An 18,966-nucleotide genomic window follows, 5' to 3' on the forward strand; every position below is an offset into this window, starting at 1 on the left:
GCGTCGGGCAGACGACGCGGTGCGCGGAGAAGTGACACAGGGAGACTGAGAAGCTCATGGCAGTACGCGGGATCCTCGGCGGCCGTAACCGGCGCACGTACAAGACCCCCGAGCCGCACCCCTCGGGCGCGACGCCGCCGAAGATCCCCGGCGAGCTGGTGCCCCAGCACGTCGCCGTCGTGATGGACGGCAACGGCCGCTGGGCCAAGGAGCGGGGCCTGCCCCGCACCGAGGGCCACAAGGTCGGTGAGGGCGTCGTGATGGACGTGCTCAAGGGCTGCATCGAGATGGGCGTCAAGAACCTCTCGCTCTACGCCTTCTCCACGGAGAACTGGAAGCGGTCCCCGGAGGAGGTGAAGTTCCTGATGAACTTCAACCGGGACGTGATCCGCCGCCGCCGGGACGAGATGGACGAGCTGGGCATCCGCATCCGCTGGGTCGGCCGCATGCCCAAGCTGTGGAAGTCCGTCGTCCAGGAGCTCCAGGTAGCCCAGGAGCAGACCAAGGACAACGACGCGATGACGCTGTACTTCTGCGTGAACTACGGCGGCCGCGCCGAGATCGCGGACGCCGCGCAGCGCATCGCCCAGGACGTGGCGGCCGGGAAGCTGGACCCGTCGAAGGTCAACGAGAAGACGTTCCAGAAGTACATCTACTACCCGGACATGCCGGACGTGGACCTCTTCGTACGCCCCAGCGGCGAGCAGCGCACCTCGAACTACCTGATCTGGCAGAGCGCCTACGCCGAGATGGTCTTCCAGGACGTCCTCTGGCCGGATTTCGACCGCCGGGACCTGTGGCGGGCCTGCCTGGAGTACGCCCAGCGCGACCGCCGGTTCGGCGGTGCGCAGGAGGCGGAAGCCGCCGAGTGAGCCGAGAAGGGGCGGGCCCGGTGCGTGGTGCACCGGGCCCGCCCTGCTGTCCGTACGTCCGTCAGGCCTTCTTCGCGGCGCACTCCGCACAGGTGCCGAAGATCTCGACGGTGTGCGCGACGTTCACGTAGCCGTGCTGGGCGGCGATCATCTCGGCCCACTGCTCGACGGCCGGGCCCTCGACCTCCACGGCCTTGCCGCAGAGCCGGCAGACCAGGTGGTGGTGATGGTCGCCGGTCGAGCACCGCCGGTAGACGGCCTCGCCCTCGGTCGTGCGCAGCACGTCGACCTCACCGGCGTCGGCGAGGGACTGCAGGGTCCGGTAGACCGTCGTGAGGCCCACGGAGTCGCCGCGGTGCTTCAGGACGTCGTGCAGCTCCTGGGCGCTGCGGAACTCGTCGACCTCGTCGAGCGCCGCCGCCACCGCCGCCCGCTGCCGGGTGGACCGGCCGCGTACCGGCGCTGCGTTCGTGCCACTGATCGGCGCCGTGGCCACAGGTGCCTCCTCGTGTCGCCCGTACATGTGTCGGGCCATTGTGCCAGCCCGACCGGGCGTCGCACTCAAACGCGCACGTCGTCCGCGCCCCGCCGGGCGGGTGGTACTTCCAGGGTGCACTCGTCACCCTTCGTCCCGCTCGCGCGGGCGCGCCGTCGCGCGAGCGGAGCGGCGAGCGCGGTCAGCGCGACGAACACCGCGATGGCCAGCAGCACGATCGTCGCACCGGGCGGAACGTCCTGGTAGTACGAGGTCACCGTGCCGGTGAGGGTGACGGCCGTGCCGATCACCACGGACAGCACGAAGGTGACCTTGAAGGACTTGGTGATCTGCTGGGCGGCCGCCACCGGCACCACCATCAGCGCGCTGACCAGCAGCAGCCCGACGACCCGCATCGCGACGGTCACGGTGACCGCGGCGGTGACCGCGACCAGCAGGTTCAGCACCCGCACCGGCAGCCCGGAGACCCGGGCGAACTCCTCGTCCTGGCTGACCGCGAACAGCTGCCGCCGCAGCCCCACGGTCACCAGCACCACGAAGGCGGCGAGCACGCAGATCGCGACGACGTCCTCGTCGGAGACCGTGGAGAGCGAGCCGAAGAGGTACGAGGTCAGATTGGCGTTGGAGCCGGTGTCGGACAGGTTGATCAGCATGACGCCGCCCGCCATGCCCCCGTAGAACAGCATCGCGAGGGCGAGGTCGCCGCGCGTGTGGCCGTACCAGCGGATCAGCTCCATCACGACGGCCCCGGCCACCGCGACGGCGGTCGCCATCCACACGGGGCTGGTGGAGAGCAGGAAGCCGAGGCCGACGCCGGTCATCGCGATGTGCCCGATGCCGTCGCCCATCAGCGCCTGCCGCCGCTGCACCAGGTAGACGCCGATGGCGGGCGCGGTGATCCCGACCAGCACGGCCGCGATGAGCGCCCGCTGCATGAAGGGAGGATTGAGGAATTCGAACAGCATCAGGTCAGCAGTCCCGTCCGTACGGGCTCGGCGGCCGCGTGGGGGTGTACGTGGTCGTGGCCGGGCAGGGCGTGCTGGCCGACCGCCTCGGGCGGCGGCCCGTCGTGCGTCACGCAGCCGTCGCGCAGGACGACGGCCCGGTCGATCAGCGGCTCCAGCGGGCCCAGCTCGTGCAGCACCAGCAGCACGGAGGTGCCGCGAGCCACCTGCTCGCGCAGGGTCGAGGCCAGGATCTCCTGGCTGGCCAGGTCCACCCCCGCCATCGGCTCGTCCATGATCAGCAGCTCCGGCTCGGAGGCCAGGGCGCGGGCGATCAGCACGCGCTGGTGCTGGCCGCCCGACAGGGCGCTCACGGAGTCCTTGGCGCGGTCGGCGAGGCCCACGAGCTCGATGGCCCGCTCCACGGCCGCCCGGTCCGCCTTCCCGGGCCACCGCAGCCCCGTACGGGACAGCCGGCCGGAGGCGACGACCTCGCGGATCGTGGCGGGCACACCGCCCGCGGCCGTGGTGCGCTGCGGGACGTACCCGATCCGGCCCCACTGGCGGAAGCGCCGCAGCTCGGTCCCGAACAGCTCGACGCTGCCGCCGGTCAGCGGGACCTGCCCGATGACCGACCGTACGGCGGTGGACTTGCCGGAGCCGTTGGCGCCGAGCAGGGCGACGACCTCGCCGCGGCGCACGGTCAGGTCGACCCCGCGCAGCACGGGGCGTGCGCCGAGGGTCGCCGTGGCGCCGCGCAGGGCTATGACGGGCTCGTGGGCGGGCCTGCGGGCGGCTTCGCGGGGGGTGCTCTCACGCTCCGGCATGAGCGCCTCCGATCCGAACGTCACACGTGGTGGGGGTGGTGCGGGTCACTTCGCGCCGAGGGCCTTCTGCAGCGCGGCGAGGTTGGACTCCATGACCTCGATGTAGTCAGCACCCAGGGACTTGTCCGTGATTCCCTCCAGCGGGTCCAGGACGCCCGTCTTCAGTCCGGTGTCCTTCGCCAGGGTCTTCGCGGTCTTGTCGCTGGCGAGCGTCTCGAAGAAGACCGTGGTGGCCTTCTCCTCCTCCGCGATGGTGTGGATCTCCTGGATGCGCGCGGGGCTCGGCTCGGCCTCGGGGTCGATGCCCGCGATGCCCTGCTGGGTGAGCCCGTAGCGCTCGGCGAGGTAGCCGAAGGCGGAGTGGGTGGTGATGAAGGTCTTGGTGGCGGTGTTCTTCAGCCCGGTCTCGAACGCCGTGTTCAGCTCGCCCAGCTCGGCGACCAGGGCCTCGGTGTTCTTCTTGTAGTCGGCGGCGTGGTCGGGGTCGGCCTTCTCCAGCGACTTTCCGACACCCTGGGCGACCTCGGCGTACTTCACCGGGTCCAGCCAGATGTGCGGGTCGGCGCCGCCCTCCTCGCCGTGGTTGTGCCCGTCGCCCTCGGAGTGCTCCTCGTGGGCTTCCTCGCCCTCGTGGCCGTGCTCGTCCTCGTGGCCGTGGCCGTCTTCGCCCTCGTGGTCGTGGCCGCCGACCTCGGAACCGTGGTCCTCCAGCGTGGTGAGGGTCGCGGCGTCGACGGTGTTCTTCACACCGGACTGCTGGATCGCGTCGTCCACGGCGGGCTGGATGCCCTTGAGGTACAGCACGTAGTCGGAATCGCTGATGGAGCCGATCTGGCGCGGGGTGAGCTCCAGGTCGTGCGGCTCGACGCCCGGCTTGGTGAGGCTGGTGACGGCGACGTGCTCGCCGCCGATCTTCTCGGCCAGGAACTGCATCGGGTAGAACGACGCGGTCACGTTGAGCTTGTCGCCGTTGCCCCCGTCCGCCGCGTCGGAGCTGGAGCAGGCGGAGAGAGCGGTCAGACCGAGGGCGACTGCTCCGGTGACGGCGGTGACGGGTATGAGGCGGCGTACGTTCATGACAGTCATTTTCAACAAAAGTGGAAACGATTGTCAACAAGGCTGATGAGATGCCCGGAAGATCACGAGGTGGCGGAACAGGGCCTCCTGGAGCCCCTACCGATTTGATCCGGGGGGTGCGCGCGCCGGTAACCTGAGTCATTCGCCGTTCGTCGCCGTCGTAATGAAGAGAGCACCGTGGCCGCCGACAAGATCGACACCATCGTCAGCCTGAGCAAGCGCCGTGGCTTCGTCTACCCCTGCAGCGAGATCTACGGCGGCCAGCGTGCCGCCTGGGACTACGGGCCGCTGGGCGTCGAGATGAAGGAGAACCTGAAGCGGCAGTGGTGGCGTTACATGGTCACCGCGCGCGAGGACGTGGTCGGTATCGACTCGTCGGTCATCCTCGCCCCCGAGGTCTGGGTCGCCTCCGGCCACGTCGCCACCTTCTCGGACCCGCTGACCGAGTGCACCTCCTGCCACAAGCGCTTCCGCGCCGACCACCTGGAGGAGGCGTACGAGGAGAAGCACGGCAAGCCGCCGGTCAACGGCCTCGCCGACCTCAACTGCCCCAACTGCGGCAACAAGGGCACCTTCACCGAGCCCAAGCAGTTCTCGGGTCTGCTCTCCACCCACCTCGGCCCGACCCAGGACTCCGGCTCGGTCGCCTACCTCCGCCCCGAGACCGCCCAGGGCATCTTCACCAACTTCGGCCAGGTGCTCCAGACCTCGCGCAGGAAGCCGCCGTTCGGCATCGCGCAGATGGGCAAGTCCTTCCGGAACGAGATCACTCCGGGCAACTTCATCTTCCGGACCCGTGAGTTCGAGCAGATGGAGATGGAGTTCTTCGTCAAGCCGGGCGAGGACGAGGAGTGGCAGCAGTACTGGATGGACCAGCGCTGGAACTGGTACACGGACCTGGGCATGCGCGAGGAGAACATGCGCTGGTACGAGCACCCGAAGGAGAAGCTCTCCCACTACTCCAAGCGCACCGCCGACATCGAGTACCGCTTCCGCTTCGGCGGCAGCGAGTGGGGCGAGCTGGAGGGTGTGGCCAACCGCACCGACTACGACCTCAAGGCGCACTCCGAGGCGTCCGGCACCGACCTGCGCTACCACGACCAGGAGGCCCAGGAGCGCTGGACGCCGTACGTCATCGAGCCCGCGGCCGGTGTCGGCCGCGCGATGCTGGCGTTCCTCCTCGACGCCTACGTCGAGGACGAGGCCCCCAACGCCAAGGGCGTCATGGAGAAGCGCACCGTGATGCGCCTCGACCCCCGCCTGGCCCCGGTGAAGGTCGCGGTCCTGCCGCTGTCCCGCAACGCACAGCTCTCGCCGAAGGCCAAGGGCCTGGCGGCCGACCTGCGCAAGAACTGGAACATCGAGTTCGACGACGCCGGCGCCATCGGCCGCCGCTACCGTCGCCAGGACGAGATCGGCACCCCGTTCTGCGTCACCGTCGACTTCGACACCCTCGACGACAACGCGGTGACCGTCCGCGAGCGCGACACCATGAAGCAGGAGCGCGTCTCCCTGGACCAGATCCAGGCGTACCTGGGTGCGCGCCTGCTCGGCTGCTGACACCCGCCTGCGCGCGTGAGGCCCCCGGTTCCGGGTACGGAACCGGGGGCTTCGTCGTACCGTCCACCGGAGCCCCCCGCCGCCGTCCCGGGAGGTCCGCCATGCCGTCGATCACCACCAGCAAGGTCAGCAGATGGGACCAGCACGGCCGTGAACACGTCGTGCAGATAAGGAAGTCGGGCGTGACGCGCCAGCTGACCTGCGCCACCTGCGCGTGGCGGCGCTCGGCGCAGTTCCTGCCCTGGCTCAAGGCCGAGGAGCACCTGGCGCAGGCCCACCAGGCGACGGTCGACCCGACGGCCTGAGCCCACGGAAGGCCCTATCGAAGGCCCTATCGAAGGCTCTGCCGAAGCACCCACGGAAGGCCCCGCAGAAGCCCCGTGGAAGCCTTGGGCTCCGGGCGGCCGGAAAAGCTGGTGCGGTGCCTCGGGGAGCGGGGTACGGTTCCCGCATGTCTTCGTTCTTCCAGATCTACGAGTGAGAGCGCGGCGGGTGCGAACTCCCCGCCGCAGCCCGGGGACCGGTGCGACGCTCCCCGATCACCTTCACCTGACTCACTTCACCTTCCGTAGGGGAGAACACCATGGCCAAGGGCCGTAACAACCTTCTCGGCGTGGGCGGACAGCGCAAGAAGCTGTCCCGCGCCGACCAGCAGGGCGCGGGCTCCGCACGCGTCGCCGACCGCAAGGCCGCCGAGGACAAGAAGCAGGAGCTGGTCCGCAAGATGCGCGAGCGCGCCGAGGCCCAGGCGGCCACCACCACGGAGCCGAGCGCCGGCCAGGACGCGTAGGCGTCTGCCGCGCGGAGCCGGCCGAGGCCCGAGCGGTAGGTCCCCGTACGACGGTGTGGGCCCGGATCATCCGTGATCCGGGCCCACAGCTGTGCCGTTGAGCCGTGCTGTCACAGATGCAGATCCAGGGCCGCCTGCCGGTCGTGGTTGTCCTGGTCGTTCCACCGGAGCAGGACGTGCGGCGGAAGGGGGCGGTCCGGCGGGACTCCTCGCACTACCCGTCGTCGGGGCGGCCGCGCCACCCGGCGAGAGTCAGGCTCAGTCCGACGGCGGGGTCGAGCACGGTGAACAGGGCGGGGAACCCCGCCTCCAGGGCCCGTATCGCGTGGTCCTGGCACGGGCCGTGGGTGGCCCAGCGGCGCAGCGCTTCGGGGGCGTGCGCCCCGTGGAAGCGGACCGTCCGTACGTCGCCGGCCGGCAGCCGTACGGGCTCGGGTGCGAGGGGCAGCCCGTGGCTGTTGGCCAGGCGCAGGGCCTGGCGCCGGAGCCAGAGGAGGGCAAGCCGCCGGTTGCGTACGGTGACCCCGCCGAGGGTGGCGGACCGCTGACCGTCGGAGACGGTGACCTCGGCGGTGTACCCGGTGACGCGCCGCGTCATGTGGACGGCCCGGGTTCGCCGTGCAGGATCAGCGCCCGCAGCCGGTCGGCCGCCGCCTGGACCTCAGCGACGACGGCGGCGCGGTTGGCGAAGCGGTCCAGGATGGCCGCGTCCAACTCGGCGCAGAACAGCGCTCGGTAGGCCGGGGCGGACTCGATGCGGACGAGTTCGGCGAGGGGCTGTGAGGCCTGCTGCGGGTTCACAGGACCTCGCCCCGGCTGCGGGCGTTGAGCCGTGCGGTACGGGCGCGGAGCTGCTCCATCAGGAGCGCCGGGCGCAGGTGGCGGGGCTCGGCCTCCCACTCCGTGCCGCCCCCGACGGGCCTCAGCGACCAGTAGGGGCCGGCGGACCCCGGAACTCGCCCACACGGTCGGCGCGGCTGGTGTCGACCATGAGGGTTCCGGGGGCGGGGAGACCAGAAGGTTCCTGGATATTCGGGCACACGTTCTCGCCGTCCATCGATCGCTCCTCTCCGTAGCTGTTCGGCTACCGGGGCGATTCAGCGTGACCTAGGGTCGATACGTCTTCAACGTGGGGATCTGGGAGGGCACGTTGGTCAACATCAAGCAGCTGAACCCGGAAGCGAGCCCGCAGGCGGCCTTCGGTGCGCGTCTGCGCAGCATGCGGGAGGAGCGTGGCTGGATCCAGGATCAGGTGGCTGACATGGTCGGCTGCTCGGGCAGGCACATCTCGGCGATCGAAACTGGCCGCAAACCGGCGACTCTGCCTTTCGCGAGGAAAGCGGACCGGTTATTTGATCTCATCGGTTCGAGCGAGTCGTTCGAGCGCCAGTGGCAGGAGATGAAGCACGGGAACCTGCTGGAGGGCTTCCCGGAGTACGTGGGGTACGAGGGCCGGGCGGTGGAGATCAGGCTGTTCGAGGTCGGCCTTATTCCGGGTTTGTTGCAGACACCGGAGTACGCGCGGGCCGTTGCCTACGGAGACGTACAGCGTGGGTCCATCACCCCTGAACAGGCCGACGAACGCGTCGCGTTCCTGGCACAGCGGCAGGCGGCCCTCGTGCGGCCCCGGCCGCCCATGGTGTTCGTCGTCATGGACGAGAGCTGTCTGCACCAAGCTGTCGGCGGTCCTGAGGTCATGGACGCTCAGCTTCAACGCCTGGAGGAGATGGCCACGTTGTACAACTGGATCATCCAGGTGTCACCGTTCAGCCTGGGCGCACGCAGGGCGTTCGATCTGCCGGTCAATCTGCTGACCATGGCGGACAGGTCCATCGTGGCGTATGCCGAATCACAGGCGCAGGGGCACGTCGAGCGCGAAACCTCGTTCGTGGTGCCCCTACTCACGTCCTACCATCAGTTCCAGAGCGAGGCGCTGTCGAAGGCGGCGTCTGTGGCCAAGATCAGCCAGTTGCGAAAGGGCACCCCGTGACGACCGAATCCCCTCGTTGGTTCAAGTCCTCGTACAGCTCGAACGGCGGCAACTGCATCGAGGTCGCCGCGAACCTCGCCGCCACGCGCGGCATCGTCCCGGTCCGTGACTCCAAGGTCGTCGACGGCCCCGTGGTCACCGTCCCCGCCACCGCCTTCTCGGCGTTCGTCGCGGGCGTTCAGGGCGGAACGTTCGACACCGTCTGAGAAACCGAGCCACAGGATGCCCCGCCGTGCCGCGCACGGCGGGGTATCCCGCTGATCCCACGAGGTCGTGCCGCCAGTCGAGCGCGGGGCGGCCGTCGACTGCACCGACCGGACCTCGGACAGCCCCGCAGTTCGCGACACCGGTCTTTCCCATCGCCCTGGCGTCTGCTCCGCCCAGGCCTCTCGCGATGAACGGCGGCCGACCACGCGCCATGGCTCCGAGGGCACTCGGGCTACCCGCGGACTGCCCCCATGTCCCTTCCACCGGAGTGGCGATCCTCTGCACACTGTCGTCCGAGCTGTAGTCCACGACCAGGGAAGAGTGCCCGTGCGCGCACACAGCAGGGAGAAGGACGAGGCCGAGCAGCGGTCCCCGCAGAGGCGGGCGGTGGGCTTCGCGGACACCGAGCCCTTCGCCGGGCCGCACCACCTGCCACGGGCGGCGGCGGGCAACGCGGCCGTCGCACGCGCGATCGCCCGGGGGCGGCAGGATGCGCCCGCAGAGCCCCGGAACGAAGCCGCGCCCACCGCCGGTACGCACCAGGGCTCCGGGGCCGTGCACATCCAGCGGACCGCGGACGAGGAACTGCGTGAGGCGAGGACACCGGAGCAGATCGTCGCCGCTCTCCAGAAGTCGGGGCACTCCGAGGACGACGCCTGGGAGCTCATGCGGTACATGACGTCCCAGCAGTTCCCGGCCGGTGAGGGACAGGCCAACTTCGACATGCTCGGCAGCATCAAGGACGCCTCCGAGCAACTGCAGAAGGTCAAGGCGGTACGCCGGAAGATGGCCGCGCCGCTCATGGCCAAGCGGTGGACGATCCGCCACTACACCGGCGCCGACCCGAACACCCCTCCGGGGTTCCAGGAGATCGCGTCGACCTACGACAACGCGGCTGCGGGAAGGGCGAGCGAGCACACCAACGTCGCGGACTGGCGCTCCCTCGGCAACATCAAGTTCTCGTTCTACCTGGTGGCCGTGGACGGCCAGGTCCCTCCGCGCAACTGGCTCAACAACACGCACTGGTACGCCGAGTGGGACCTCGACCGGATTCCGGAGTGCTGGGTCTCCCCGGACCTGCTGGAGCGGATGAACAAACCGATGGACGCGGACGGGGCGCGGACCGCGATGCAGGGGGCCAAGGCGTTCCGCGGCACCGGCGCCCAGCTCAAGGAACTGCTGGCGATCAGTGCCTTCGGCGCCGGCAACGACCCGGCTTCCGCTCTGGACACCGCCATCGGCGGCGCGTTCGAGCTCAAGGTCCCCGACGGTCTGCCGGTCGCCGAGTGGCACAAGAAGTAGGCGGTGCTCCCCGGTTCGGCCCCGGGCTCGACCCCGTCCCGAGTGTTCCGGGCGGCACTGATCCGGGCCGGGCTCCCGGCACGAGAACAAGCCAAGTGCTGATCGCGGGGCGTGCCGGCCGGAGAGCGGAGGGTAGGCAGAGGGGTGTTCACAGCCGGGTGCCCCTCACGTGCGGCGCCCGGAGCGTCCCCGCTCCCGAGGAACCGTGGAGGATTCGTATGGCCGACCGCATCCCCGCTCTGACCGTCGTCCAGACCGCCGACGGATGGAAGCACTTCGCCTTCGTCGGGGACCACTACGTGGAGTTCGACGAGACCCGCGTGCTGGATTCCGGAGAGATCGGTGGCGGTGGCGGGCGCTGGGGCTCCGTCGTCCCGGAGACGTTCTGGCAGGACAACACCGGTGCCGGCGTCGTCAACGCGACGTCCGTGCCGTACGGGGATCCGCAGTTCAACACGTACACCCTCGTGAAGGGCGAGGAGCTGGTCATCTTCCGGGACCTCGAACTCCTGGAGCAGACCACGGTCGCCAAGAAGTGGGCGGGGGTGAGTTCCTGGCTCGCCGGGGCCTCGTTGCAGGCCCTCGCTCCGACGCTCAGGGATTCCGGCGAGAAGTTCCTCGCCCTGGCGGGGGATCGTTACTGCTTCTTCCTCGGCGACGGCAAGCTCGTCGAGAACGGCGTGATCGCCGACAAGTGGAGGTTTCTCCCTTCCCGGTTCCACGCCGACATCGACTCCGCGGCCATCATCGTCGGATCACCGCGGTGGAGGTACCTCTGCACCAAGGGGAGCGAAGTCGTTCTCTTCGACGACTCCGGAATTCTCGAGGGGCCGCGCCCGATCTCGGAGAAGTGGCCGCACCTGGTGGAGCAGTTGAGGGAGTGGGACGCAGCGGCCCCGCCGGCCGCGGGCGAGGGGGGATCCGATACCGGCGCGACCCGGCCGCAGCCCTCCGGCGAGATCACGCTTCCCGCAGGGGCCATCGAGCGGAAGTTGAGCGACGCCACGTGGCCGGGCTTCGAGGACTTCAGGCAGTACTTCGAGTCCTGCGCTCAGCGTTTCTGGGACTACCGGGCCTCGCAGGGGGTTCATGCCACCTCCTCGGCCATCGTCTTCGGCGACGGGGAAGTCAAGCAGATCGGTACCACGCTGGGGAGCTTCGGCAGGCTCGAACCGGTGATGTCCGAGAAGCAGGACGAGATGGTCCGGATCATGAACACGCCGGAGTTCCGGGCCATGTACAACCTGCTGCCTGCCGGGACCCACGTGGTGACCGCCTTCTGCCAGCTCTACGTGCTGAAGTACCGGCAGAAGCTGGGCCTGGCCAACGCCAGGGGCACGTACACCCTCACCTTCTCGGTGTGGCCGCACGTGTCGGAGCACCAGAACGAGGCGCAGTTGTCGCAGGAGACCCTGATCACCTATTCGGCGTCCGGCACCAGGAAGAACTGGCCCGTCACCGTCTGCCTCTGAAGCCTGCCCAGCCCCGTAAATCAGCTCGGGCGCGGGAACGGTGCCGGCACTCCGCCATCACGCCTCTCCGGGGCCGTTCCCGCCGTCACGGCTCACCGAACTCGCTGAGCCCTACCGCGCCGGAGTCCACCGCGCCTCACTCATCCTCCGCCTCCGGCGAACCCACCCAGGATCCATGGTCAGGCAGGACCGGGCAGGCGTCCCGGCCCGGAGGCGGCGCGCGGTTGCGGTTTTGAACGGTTGCCCGGGGGCAACCGGCCGCCATGGAAACCAACACGGGCACCACCACGAGTACCGAAGAGGTCGCTCCGACCCAGGGCGAGGAGAACCACCTTCTTCTCAGCGCCGACACCAACGGCGACGGCAAGCCGGACGTGTGGATGACGGACACGAGCGGCGACGGCACGGCGGATCTCTACCAGTTCGACACCACCGGCGACGGCACGGTCGACGTGACGGTGGTCGAGGGAGCGGAGCAGCCCGGCACGGACCGGCTCGTTCTTGAGGGCGACGGCGGCCATCCCCAGGAGGTCTGAGGAGCCCCGCGCGGCACTCGGCACGGGCGCCGCGGTTCGAAATCAGCCCGAGTCGGTATCTGAGGGTGGCCCGCAGGGTGCGGCGGGGCGAAACGCTGGATGATCCCGTCGGCCCGGCGTCCGGCGCGGCAGCGCTCGGTCCGGGTGGCGTGTTCGCCTCGGCCGGCTTTCCCGTCGCCGTGGGCCCGGATCGCCGACGGCGGCGAACGCGGTGACGATGGCTGCGCTCCGGCCGGTGTCGGGCATCGTCCCCGCACCCGGCAGGATGGCGCGCATGCCGGAGAACTCAGCGGACCGCGCAGGGGCCCGCCCCAGCCCCCACGACCTCGCCCCGCCGACCCCGATTCCGGCCGGGCTCGTCGTCCTCGTCGGTCCGCCCGCTTCCGGCAAGACGAGCTTCGTCCGGGCGTTGGTCGAGCGGCGGCAGATCGAGGCGGAGGCCGTGGTGTCCAGCGACGAGATGCGTCTGGAACTGTTCGGTGCTGTCTCCGAGCCGGCGGACTCCGACGCGGCGGACGCGGCCGACGCCCGCATCTTCGAGGAGCGCGACCGCCGGATCGCTGCCCGGCTCGCCGCCGGGCGCAGCGTGATCGCCGAGTCGACGAACGTCACGCCGCAGGCACGGGAACGGCTCATAGTCCTGGCCCGGCGCTTCGGTGCCCCGGTGACCGTCCTGCGGTTCGCTCCGGATGTCGCCGGCCTGCTCCAGCAGTACGCCGAGCGCGGCCGTACGGACCTCTCCGCGGCGGACGTCCGCGCCTACGCGGCCGTGATGAGCCGGGACGCCGGTGCCGACCGGCTCCGGGCCGAGGGGGCGGCCGCCGTCCACGACGTGCCGGGGCGCCGCGAGGCGGTCACGCCCGCCGGAGCCGCCGCCCGTTTCACCTTCGCCCCGGGCCGCCCGCCGGGGCGGTGACCGGCCCGGCGGGGCGCCCGGCGTGCCGGGCCTGCCGGGACCGTGGCGGACCCGGCGCCGTGACCGCCGCAGCCGTCACCGACGGACCGGCCTCCGCCCGCCCGTCGGCACGGCGGACGTCACTTCACCACGACGTTGTCCCCGGACGACTTCGACGCCCCGGTGGTCGTGTTGCCGTAGTACACCCAGCGCCACGTACCCGTCCTGGCCGCCTTCACGGTCGTCCTGAGGTTGCCCGAGCCGTCCGCGTACACCTTCTTCACCGTGGAGTAGGAGGCGGAGCCGGAAGGCTTGAACTGAAGGCTGACGTGGCGGCCACCGTAGGAGGCGTACTTCCTGGTCTCCCAGTTGGCCCGCGTGACCTTGCCCGTCACCGTGATGGTCCTGCCCTTGGCCACCGGTTCCGGCGAAGCGTTGACGGTCAGGCGGGAGTTGCGCTGTACGTACACCGCCATGCCCTTGTCGTCGACGTCACCGCCGCCGCCCTTGAAACGCACCTCGGCCCCGACCCGCCAGGCCCCGGCCTCACTGTTGCGCATCTCCCACACGCTCGGGTTGAAATACATCGTCTCGTCGATGTCGCAGACACCCGGGCCCGCTGTGGGGCAGTCGTTCGTCTCGATCGAGTGCCACAGCTGCTCCCTGCCCTTGTCGCGGTGCAGGAACACCAGCCCCGGTGCCTTCCACTTCTTCGTGGTCGTCATGCGGAAGGACGCGGGCGCCGCGACCTGCTTCGTCGTCCCGATCACGATCGGCTTGCCGCCGTTCACCTGGATACGGCTGAACGCGGCCCCGCCCTCGGCCGCCCCGGCCGGCACCGCGGCCACGGCCGTGAACACCGCCGCCGCACCACCGGCCACGACGGCTCTCCAGACCTGCTTCCCCACCTGATCCCCGATTCTCCGTACGGAAAGACGCCGGAGGCTCGTCCCTCCGGCGCTTTACAGACACCCGGGATCCATCCAGGGTTGCGCGCCCGTAGATCACGAAGAGGCGTCGGACGGGGCATGAGCTGCGTATGTGGTGCTGCGGCTGCGGTGGTCAGGCGCTCTCGGGGGTGGCCTGTTCGCAGCCCGCGGATGTTGGCCGAGGAGTCGGCCACGGTGGCCAGGACGGCCAGACCGACGGCGTCGCCGGCCCGCTGTGCCTGGTCCGGAGCGGCGCTCCCCGGCCGGCCCCGGCGAGCAGCACACTCCCCGGCCCCCGGGCCAGGATGCGGGGGAGTGGGAGATCCTCGCGTCCCGCTCCAGTACGACCGCATCGACCCCGAGGGGCTCGCCTGGCTCCAGAAGGTGGGAGACGTGATCAGCGACAGCGAAAGCATCGTGGGGGTTGCCACGGGCTGCATCGCCGGCCTGGGCGCCGCATCCGAGACAGGGATCATCCAGGCCGCGGGCGTCTTCGGAGGCGGGATCGGCGCGGTGGGCGCGGCAGTCGGCAGCTGCGCGGTGGGTGGCGCCATGGGCTACGCGGGCATGGACATCATCAGTTACGGATGAGTGCCGGCGGACATCGACAACTGATCGGCCACAACCTCTGTCGCGGGGCGGATCGCATCCGCCCCGCGACAGAGGTCCGCACGACAAGGCAACAGCAGCAGCTGTTTCCCGCAGCGAATCCCGACAGATCCCGAGTGAGGAGAGAAGCGATGAACGACAAGGTCAAACTGCAGGTATTCGCAGTCGTGTGTTTCGTGGTGTCGATCGTCTGTGTTGTGGTGGGACTGCGGGCCGGTGATGTGGTGTACCTGGTCTTGGGCGGCTTGGGACTTCTGGGAATGGCGATGCTCGTGTTCGGAGTGCTGCGCAAGAGGGGAGCCTCCTGAGCCTGCCCCTGGGGGAGTTCTCTGAGCCTGACCCTTTAGGGAATCCTGGAGTTGCCGAGGTCTGAAGTTCCCCGTGGCCGCGGATACGTGATCGTTACGCCGCGAGGGCGTGCTGATGCCGCTGCCTGGTCTCGGCCGGAGTGAGGTAGCCGAAGGCCTTGTGCTTGCGCAGGCGGCGGCGGTTGCGGAAGAGCTCGATGAAGTTGAACATCTCCGCGCGGGCGGTGGTGCGTCGGGCCGGATGCGGGTGTCCAACTCTTCTTTGAGCAGGGCCCAGAAGCGCTCCGCGGCGGCGTCGTCGAAGCGTGATCCGGTGCGCCCGCAGCTCTGCCGCGGCCCGAACTTCAACTGGCCCGTACCACGTGCCGCGAAGCCTCCTCGCGGCAATCAAGGGGCGGCCGGTACACAGCACGAAGGCGAGGAGATACCTCTCCTCGCCACTCTCAACGTATAGCGCACAGGGGGTCTTGCCGCAAGGCCCCGGGTGGGGCGCAGAATGTCCGCCTATGCCACAGCCTGCGGAAGAAACCTGGAATGACGTCGTGCGCGATCAGAGGTTCGACGAAGGACACGAGGGACCGGGCGGCTCGGGTGCCGCCGGTGAGCGCGGCGGCCCCGGCCATCGCGAAGGGGGCGGTGTGAGCGGACGGTACGTGCTGGGTCTCGGCGAGGCCGACGAGGAGCAGGCCGGGCTCGTCGGCGGGAAGGGGGCCCATCTCGGTGCGCTCTCCCGGGTCGACGGGGTCCGGGTGCCGGACGGCTTCTGCGTGACGACGGAGGCCTTCCGCCGGGTCGTGGCGGCCGCGCCGGAGGCCGACGCGCTGCTGGACCGGCTGGCGGGCGCCGACCCGGACGATGTGCGGGCGGTCCGGGCGCTCTGCGCGGAGGTCCGGCGGGCCGTCGAAGCCGCGGTGATCCCCGACGACCTCGCGGCCGAGATCACCGGGGCGGTCGCCCGGTACGGCGAGGGGGCCGCGTACGCCGTGCGGTCCAGCGCCACGGCGGAGGACCTGCCGACGGCCTCGTTCGCCGGGCAGCAGGACACGTACCTGAACGTCGTGGGGCCCGCGGCGGTCCTCCGGCACATCAGCCGCTGCTGGGCGTCGCTGTTCACCGAGCGGGCGGTGGTCTACCGGCGGCGCAACGGCATCGACGACCGTACGGTCCGCATGGCCGTGGTCGTCCAGCGCATGGTCCTCCCGGACGCGTCGGGAGTGCTGTTCACCGCCGACCCCGTCACGGGCCACCGGCGGACCGCCACCGTGGACGCCGGGTTCGGGCTCGGCGAGGCGCTGGTCTCCGGGCTGGTGAACCCCGACGTCTTCAGCGTGCGGGACGGCGAGGTCGTCGCCCGGACGATCGCAGTCAATCAGCGCGCCGTTCACGCTCTGCCGGGTGGCGGTACGCGGGAGGTGGACGTCGAACCGCGGCAGCAGGAGCGGCCGGCGCTGACCGATGCGCAGGTCGTGGAGCTCGTACGGCTCGGGCGGCGGATCGAGGCCCACTTCGGGTGCCCGCAGGACATCGAGTGGTGCCTGGCCGACGACGGCTTCCGGATCGTGCAGAGCCGGCCGATCACGACGCTGTTCCCCGTCCCCGTCCCCGACCCCGTTCCCGACCCCGACTCCGTACCGGAGGCCGTGCAGGGCCGGACCCCGCGCGTCTACGTCTCCGTCGGCCATCAGCAGATGATGACCGACGCCATGAAGGCGTTGGGCTGGTCGATGTGGCAGCGCACCGCCATGGTGCCGATGCACGAGGCCGGCGGGCGGCTGTTCGTCGACGTCACTCCGCGGCTCGCCTCACCGACGTCCCGTGCCGCCCTCCTGGACGTCATGGGGAAGGGCGATCCGCTGGTCCGGGACGCTCTGGAGACGGTCCTGGGGCGGGACGAGGCAGATCCGCCGGTTCCGGACGCGGGCGGTGACGCGGGTGACGCGGGCCGCGCCGGCCCTCCGGCGGGCGGCGCCCCCGAAGGGTCGGTGACCGAGGCCGACCCGGCCATCGTCGCGGAGCTGGTCGCACGCAGCGAGGCGTCCCTCGCCGCCCTGGAACGCGACATCCGGACGAAGACCGGCCCGGAGCTGTTCGACTTTCTGGCGGAGGCCTTCGAGGAGCACCAGCGCGTGCTCGGCGACCCGCTGAGCATCCGGGCGATCATGGCGGGGATGGAGGCCACCTGGTGGCTCAACGACAAGCTGGGGGAGTGGCTGGGAGAGAAGAACGCGGCTGACGCGCTCACGCTCTCCGCTCCCGGCAACATCACGTCCGAGATGGGACTCGACCTCCTCGACGTGGCCGACGTGATCCGCCCGCACCCCCGGGTGGTGGCGTTCCTGAACGACGTCCGGGACGACGCGCACGGCGACGACTTCCTGGACGGCCTCGTGCGGCTGCCCGGCGGCAGCGCGGCACGCGCGGCGATCGAGACGTACCTGCGCCGCTACGGCATGCGCTGCGTCGCCGAGATCGACATCACGCGGCCCCGGTGGAGTGAGCGTCCGGCCACGCTGGTCCCGCTGATCCTCGACAACGTCCGGAACTTCGGTCCCGGCGCCGCCGAGCACCGCTTCGAGCAGGGCAGGCAGCGCGCGCTCCGGGCGGAGCGGGACGTGCTGACCCGGCTGCGGGCCCTGCCGGACGGGGAGCGGAAGGCCGACGAAACGAAGCGGATGATCGACCAGGTGCGGGCCTTCGCCGGATACCGGGAGTACCCGAAGTACGGCATCGTCTGCCGCTCCTTCCTCTACAAGCAGGCCCTGCTGGAGGAGGCCGGGCGACTCGTGCGGGACGGAGTGCTCGCCGAGCGGGAGGACGTCTTCCACCTCACCTTCCAGGAGCTGGAGGACGCCGTACGTTCGCGCCGGGCCGACGGCCGGCTCATCGAGCGGCGCAAGGAGGCGTTCCGGTCGTACGAGGCGCTTACCCCGCCCCGCGTGCTGACCTCGGACGGCGAGGCCGTCACGGGCGCGTACCGGCGTGACGACGTACCGGCGGGAGCGCTGGCCGGTCTCGCGGTATCCGCCGGGAGCGTCGAGGGGCGGGCGCGCGTGATTCTCGACCTGGCCGACGCCGAGCTGGAGGAGGGCGACATCCTGGTCACACGGTTCACCGACCCCAGCTGGTCCCCGCTGTTCCTCGGTGTCGCGGGGCTGGTGACGGAGGTGGGCGGCCTGATGACCCACGGCGCGGTGATCGCCCGCGAGTACGGACTGCCCGCCGTCGTCGGCGTGGACGGGGCCACCGGGCTGATCCGGGACGGACAGCGCATCCGCGTGCACGGAACGGACGGGTACGTCGAGATCCTGGGCTGACGGGGACGGGGACGGGGACGGGGACGGGGACGGGGACGGGGACGGGGAGGGGGAGGGGGAGGGGATGCATGGGCGCCGGTCGGTGGACTACAGGCCCGCCGACCAAGGGTGCCCCGGGTGGACGCGGTCCAACAGCTGTGCCAGGTTCGCGCGTTGCTCCGGGTTCAGGTACGGGACCGTCGTGTCGAAGTCCGCTTGGTCCTTCGGGCGGGTGTGCTTGGCCTTGAAGAGCAGGACCAGTTCGGGCACCAGGTACGGGATGCCGTCCCGGGTGTGGTGGACGATCTCGTCGTAGGGGCGCCGGATGCTTCCGTCGCGGCGGCAGATCCAGGTGCCGCCGTCGTGCGGCTCGCGGAACACGTCCAGCAGATAGGTGCCGGTGGCCGGATCGCGGAGCCACGTCTGATGCACGCCGGCCGGCATGTCCGGCCCGGCGTCCTCCCAGATCCGGCCGCCGCCCACCGCGTCGAAGACGTAGCCGGGGAAGCGGCGGCGCACCTCGGGGAACCGCCCGGCCGGGACCGCGATCTCGATGTCCCCGTGTGCCCGGGTCTGCCTGCCGCGGAACAGGTCCAGCGCCCAGCCCGCGGCCACGTACCAGGGGGTCCGGACCCCGGCCATCCGCCGTGCCACCTCGTCCGGAGTCCAGCAGGAGGCCCACCGGGAGTCGAGGGCCTCGATCTCGTGGGGCGACGCTTCCGGACCACCCTCGGGAAGCTGATCACCGGCGAGTGGCGTCCGCCCCGGTCGGCCGTCCGGCGGCCGTCGCTCACTCATCACGGCAGGCTATCAACCGCCTCGTGATCTCTTCCGCCGACAAGGAGGCGTGTGCGCAGGG

Annotated in this window: 21 protein-coding genes and 1 pseudogene; 13 read left to right on the plus strand and 9 right to left on the minus strand. The window is 70.4% G+C overall.

Annotated features, from left to right (window positions below; genetic code table 11):
* Window positions 1-56 precede the first annotated feature (56 nt).
* A complete protein-coding gene (locus tag KME66_RS24305) occupies window positions 57-872 on the plus strand; it encodes an isoprenyl transferase (RefSeq protein ID WP_073216928.1) in 816 nt (271 codons plus the stop codon).
* 61 nt (window positions 873-933) lie between these two features.
* Here KME66_RS24305 and KME66_RS24310 read toward each other — a convergent pair whose 3' ends face one another.
* From KME66_RS24310 to KME66_RS24325, 4 genes are all read right to left on the minus strand, one after another.
* Window positions 934-1,368 carry a Fur family transcriptional regulator gene (locus KME66_RS24310; protein WP_073216931.1) on the minus strand — a complete coding sequence of 145 codons (435 nt, stop codon included), beginning with the start codon at window positions 1,366-1,368 and terminating at the stop codon, window positions 934-936.
* Window positions 1,369-1,433: 65 nt separating this feature from the next.
* The gene (locus tag KME66_RS24315) at window positions 1,434-2,333 is read right to left on the minus strand and encodes a metal ABC transporter permease (protein WP_073216934.1); all 900 of its coding nucleotides are present in this window, start codon (window positions 2,331-2,333) and stop codon (window positions 1,434-1,436) included.
* Window positions 2,333-3,139 (minus strand): metal ABC transporter ATP-binding protein, encoded by an 807-nt coding sequence (locus tag KME66_RS24320; RefSeq protein WP_073217124.1) that lies wholly within the window; start codon window positions 3,137-3,139, stop codon window positions 2,333-2,335. Before KME66_RS24320 ends, KME66_RS24315 begins: the two co-directional genes overlap by 1 nt.
* Window positions 3,140-3,184: 45 nt before the next feature.
* Window positions 3,185-4,216, minus strand: a complete 1,032-nt coding sequence (locus KME66_RS24325) for a metal ABC transporter substrate-binding protein (RefSeq protein ID WP_216325886.1) — start codon at window positions 4,214-4,216, stop codon at window positions 3,185-3,187.
* A gap of 177 nt (window positions 4,217-4,393) precedes the next feature.
* Between KME66_RS24325 and KME66_RS24330 the strand changes: the two genes are divergently transcribed.
* The 3 genes from KME66_RS24330 (at window position 4,394) to KME66_RS24340 (ending at window position 6,566) form a co-directional block, all read left to right on the plus strand.
* Window positions 4,394-5,776 (plus strand): glycine--tRNA ligase, encoded by a 1,383-nt coding sequence (locus tag KME66_RS24330; RefSeq protein ID WP_073216939.1) that lies wholly within the window; start codon window positions 4,394-4,396, stop codon window positions 5,774-5,776.
* A 101-nt stretch (window positions 5,777-5,877) separates the two neighbouring features.
* The gene (locus KME66_RS24335; RefSeq protein ID WP_073216942.1) at window positions 5,878-6,081 is read left to right on the plus strand and encodes a hypothetical protein; all 204 of its coding nucleotides are present in this window, start codon (window positions 5,878-5,880) and stop codon (window positions 6,079-6,081) included.
* Window positions 6,082-6,359: 278 nt separating this feature from the next.
* On the plus strand, window positions 6,360-6,566 hold the full coding sequence (locus KME66_RS24340; RefSeq protein ID WP_216325891.1) for a DUF6243 family protein: 207 nt from the start codon (window positions 6,360-6,362) through the stop codon (window positions 6,564-6,566).
* Window positions 6,567-6,780: 214 nt separating this feature from the next.
* Here the strand turns inward: KME66_RS24340 and KME66_RS24345 are convergent, their stop codons facing one another.
* The 3 genes and pseudogenes from KME66_RS24345 to KME66_RS34135 form a co-directional block, all read right to left on the minus strand.
* Window positions 6,781-7,164 carry a hypothetical protein gene (locus KME66_RS24345; RefSeq protein ID WP_216325894.1) on the minus strand — a complete coding sequence of 128 codons (384 nt, stop codon included), beginning with the start codon at window positions 7,162-7,164 and terminating at the stop codon, window positions 6,781-6,783.
* Window positions 7,161-7,367, minus strand: a complete 207-nt coding sequence (locus KME66_RS24350; RefSeq protein WP_216325897.1) for a hypothetical protein — start codon at window positions 7,365-7,367, stop codon at window positions 7,161-7,163. The genes KME66_RS24345 and KME66_RS24350 overlap by 4 nt, the downstream gene beginning before the upstream one ends.
* A pseudogene (locus KME66_RS34135) lies at window positions 7,364-7,623 on the minus strand (hypothetical protein). The gene KME66_RS24350 and the pseudogene KME66_RS34135 overlap by 4 nt, the downstream one beginning before the upstream one ends.
* A 93-nt stretch (window positions 7,624-7,716) precedes the next feature.
* On the opposite strand from KME66_RS34135, the gene KME66_RS24355 reads away from it, so the two are divergent.
* The 6 genes from KME66_RS24355 (at window position 7,717) to KME66_RS24380 (ending at window position 12,989) form a co-directional block, all read left to right on the plus strand.
* A complete protein-coding gene (locus tag KME66_RS24355) occupies window positions 7,717-8,556 on the plus strand; it encodes a helix-turn-helix transcriptional regulator (protein ID WP_216325900.1) in 840 nt (279 codons plus the stop codon).
* Entirely contained in the window at window positions 8,553-8,762 is a 210-nt protein-coding gene (locus tag KME66_RS24360) for a DUF397 domain-containing protein (RefSeq protein WP_073216952.1), read from the plus strand. The genes KME66_RS24355 and KME66_RS24360 overlap by 4 nt, the downstream gene beginning before the upstream one ends.
* Window positions 8,763-9,090: 328 nt before the next feature.
* On the plus strand, window positions 9,091-10,065 hold the full coding sequence (locus KME66_RS24365; RefSeq protein WP_253208468.1) for a hypothetical protein: 975 nt from the start codon (window positions 9,091-9,093) through the stop codon (window positions 10,063-10,065).
* 218 nt (window positions 10,066-10,283) lie between these two features.
* A complete protein-coding gene (locus tag KME66_RS24370) occupies window positions 10,284-11,537 on the plus strand; it encodes a hypothetical protein (protein WP_216325903.1) in 1,254 nt (417 codons plus the stop codon).
* Between the two features lie 263 nt (window positions 11,538-11,800).
* The gene (locus tag KME66_RS24375; RefSeq protein WP_073216954.1) at window positions 11,801-12,073 is read left to right on the plus strand and encodes a hypothetical protein; all 273 of its coding nucleotides are present in this window, start codon (window positions 11,801-11,803) and stop codon (window positions 12,071-12,073) included.
* Window positions 12,074-12,347: 274 nt separating this feature from the next.
* Window positions 12,348-12,989, plus strand: coding sequence for an ATP-binding protein (locus KME66_RS24380; protein WP_216325905.1), 642 nt, complete (start codon window positions 12,348-12,350; stop codon window positions 12,987-12,989).
* A gap of 119 nt (window positions 12,990-13,108) precedes the next feature.
* Here KME66_RS24380 and KME66_RS24385 read toward each other — a convergent pair whose 3' ends face one another.
* Window positions 13,109-13,876, minus strand: a complete 768-nt coding sequence (locus tag KME66_RS24385; protein ID WP_073216956.1) for a hypothetical protein — start codon at window positions 13,874-13,876, stop codon at window positions 13,109-13,111.
* Window positions 13,877-14,212: 336 nt separating this feature from the next.
* Between KME66_RS24385 and KME66_RS24390 the strand changes: the two genes are divergently transcribed.
* The 3 genes from KME66_RS24390 to rph all read left to right on the plus strand — a co-directional run bounded on the left by KME66_RS24390 (window position 14,213) and on the right by rph (window position 18,128).
* Window positions 14,213-14,488: a hypothetical protein gene (locus KME66_RS24390; RefSeq protein WP_216325907.1), complete on the plus strand. Its 276-nt coding sequence runs from the start codon at window positions 14,213-14,215 to the stop codon at window positions 14,486-14,488.
* A gap of 149 nt (window positions 14,489-14,637) precedes the next feature.
* Window positions 14,638-14,814, plus strand: coding sequence for a hypothetical protein (locus tag KME66_RS24395; protein WP_178378926.1), 177 nt, complete (start codon window positions 14,638-14,640; stop codon window positions 14,812-14,814).
* A 638-nt stretch (window positions 14,815-15,452) separates the two neighbouring features.
* Window positions 15,453-18,128, plus strand: a complete 2,676-nt coding sequence (gene rph / locus KME66_RS24400; RefSeq protein WP_253208469.1) for a rifamycin-inactivating phosphotransferase — start codon at window positions 15,453-15,455, stop codon at window positions 18,126-18,128.
* Between the two features lie 87 nt (window positions 18,129-18,215).
* Here the strand turns inward: rph and KME66_RS24405 are convergent, their stop codons facing one another.
* On the minus strand, window positions 18,216-18,905 hold the full coding sequence (locus KME66_RS24405; RefSeq protein ID WP_216325912.1) for a hypothetical protein: 690 nt from the start codon (window positions 18,903-18,905) through the stop codon (window positions 18,216-18,218).
* Window positions 18,906-18,966: the final 61 nt, after the last annotated feature.

It is taken from the genome of Streptomyces sp. YPW6 (genome assembly GCF_018866325.1).
Classification (GTDB): domain Bacteria; phylum Actinomycetota; class Actinomycetes; order Streptomycetales; family Streptomycetaceae; genus Streptomyces.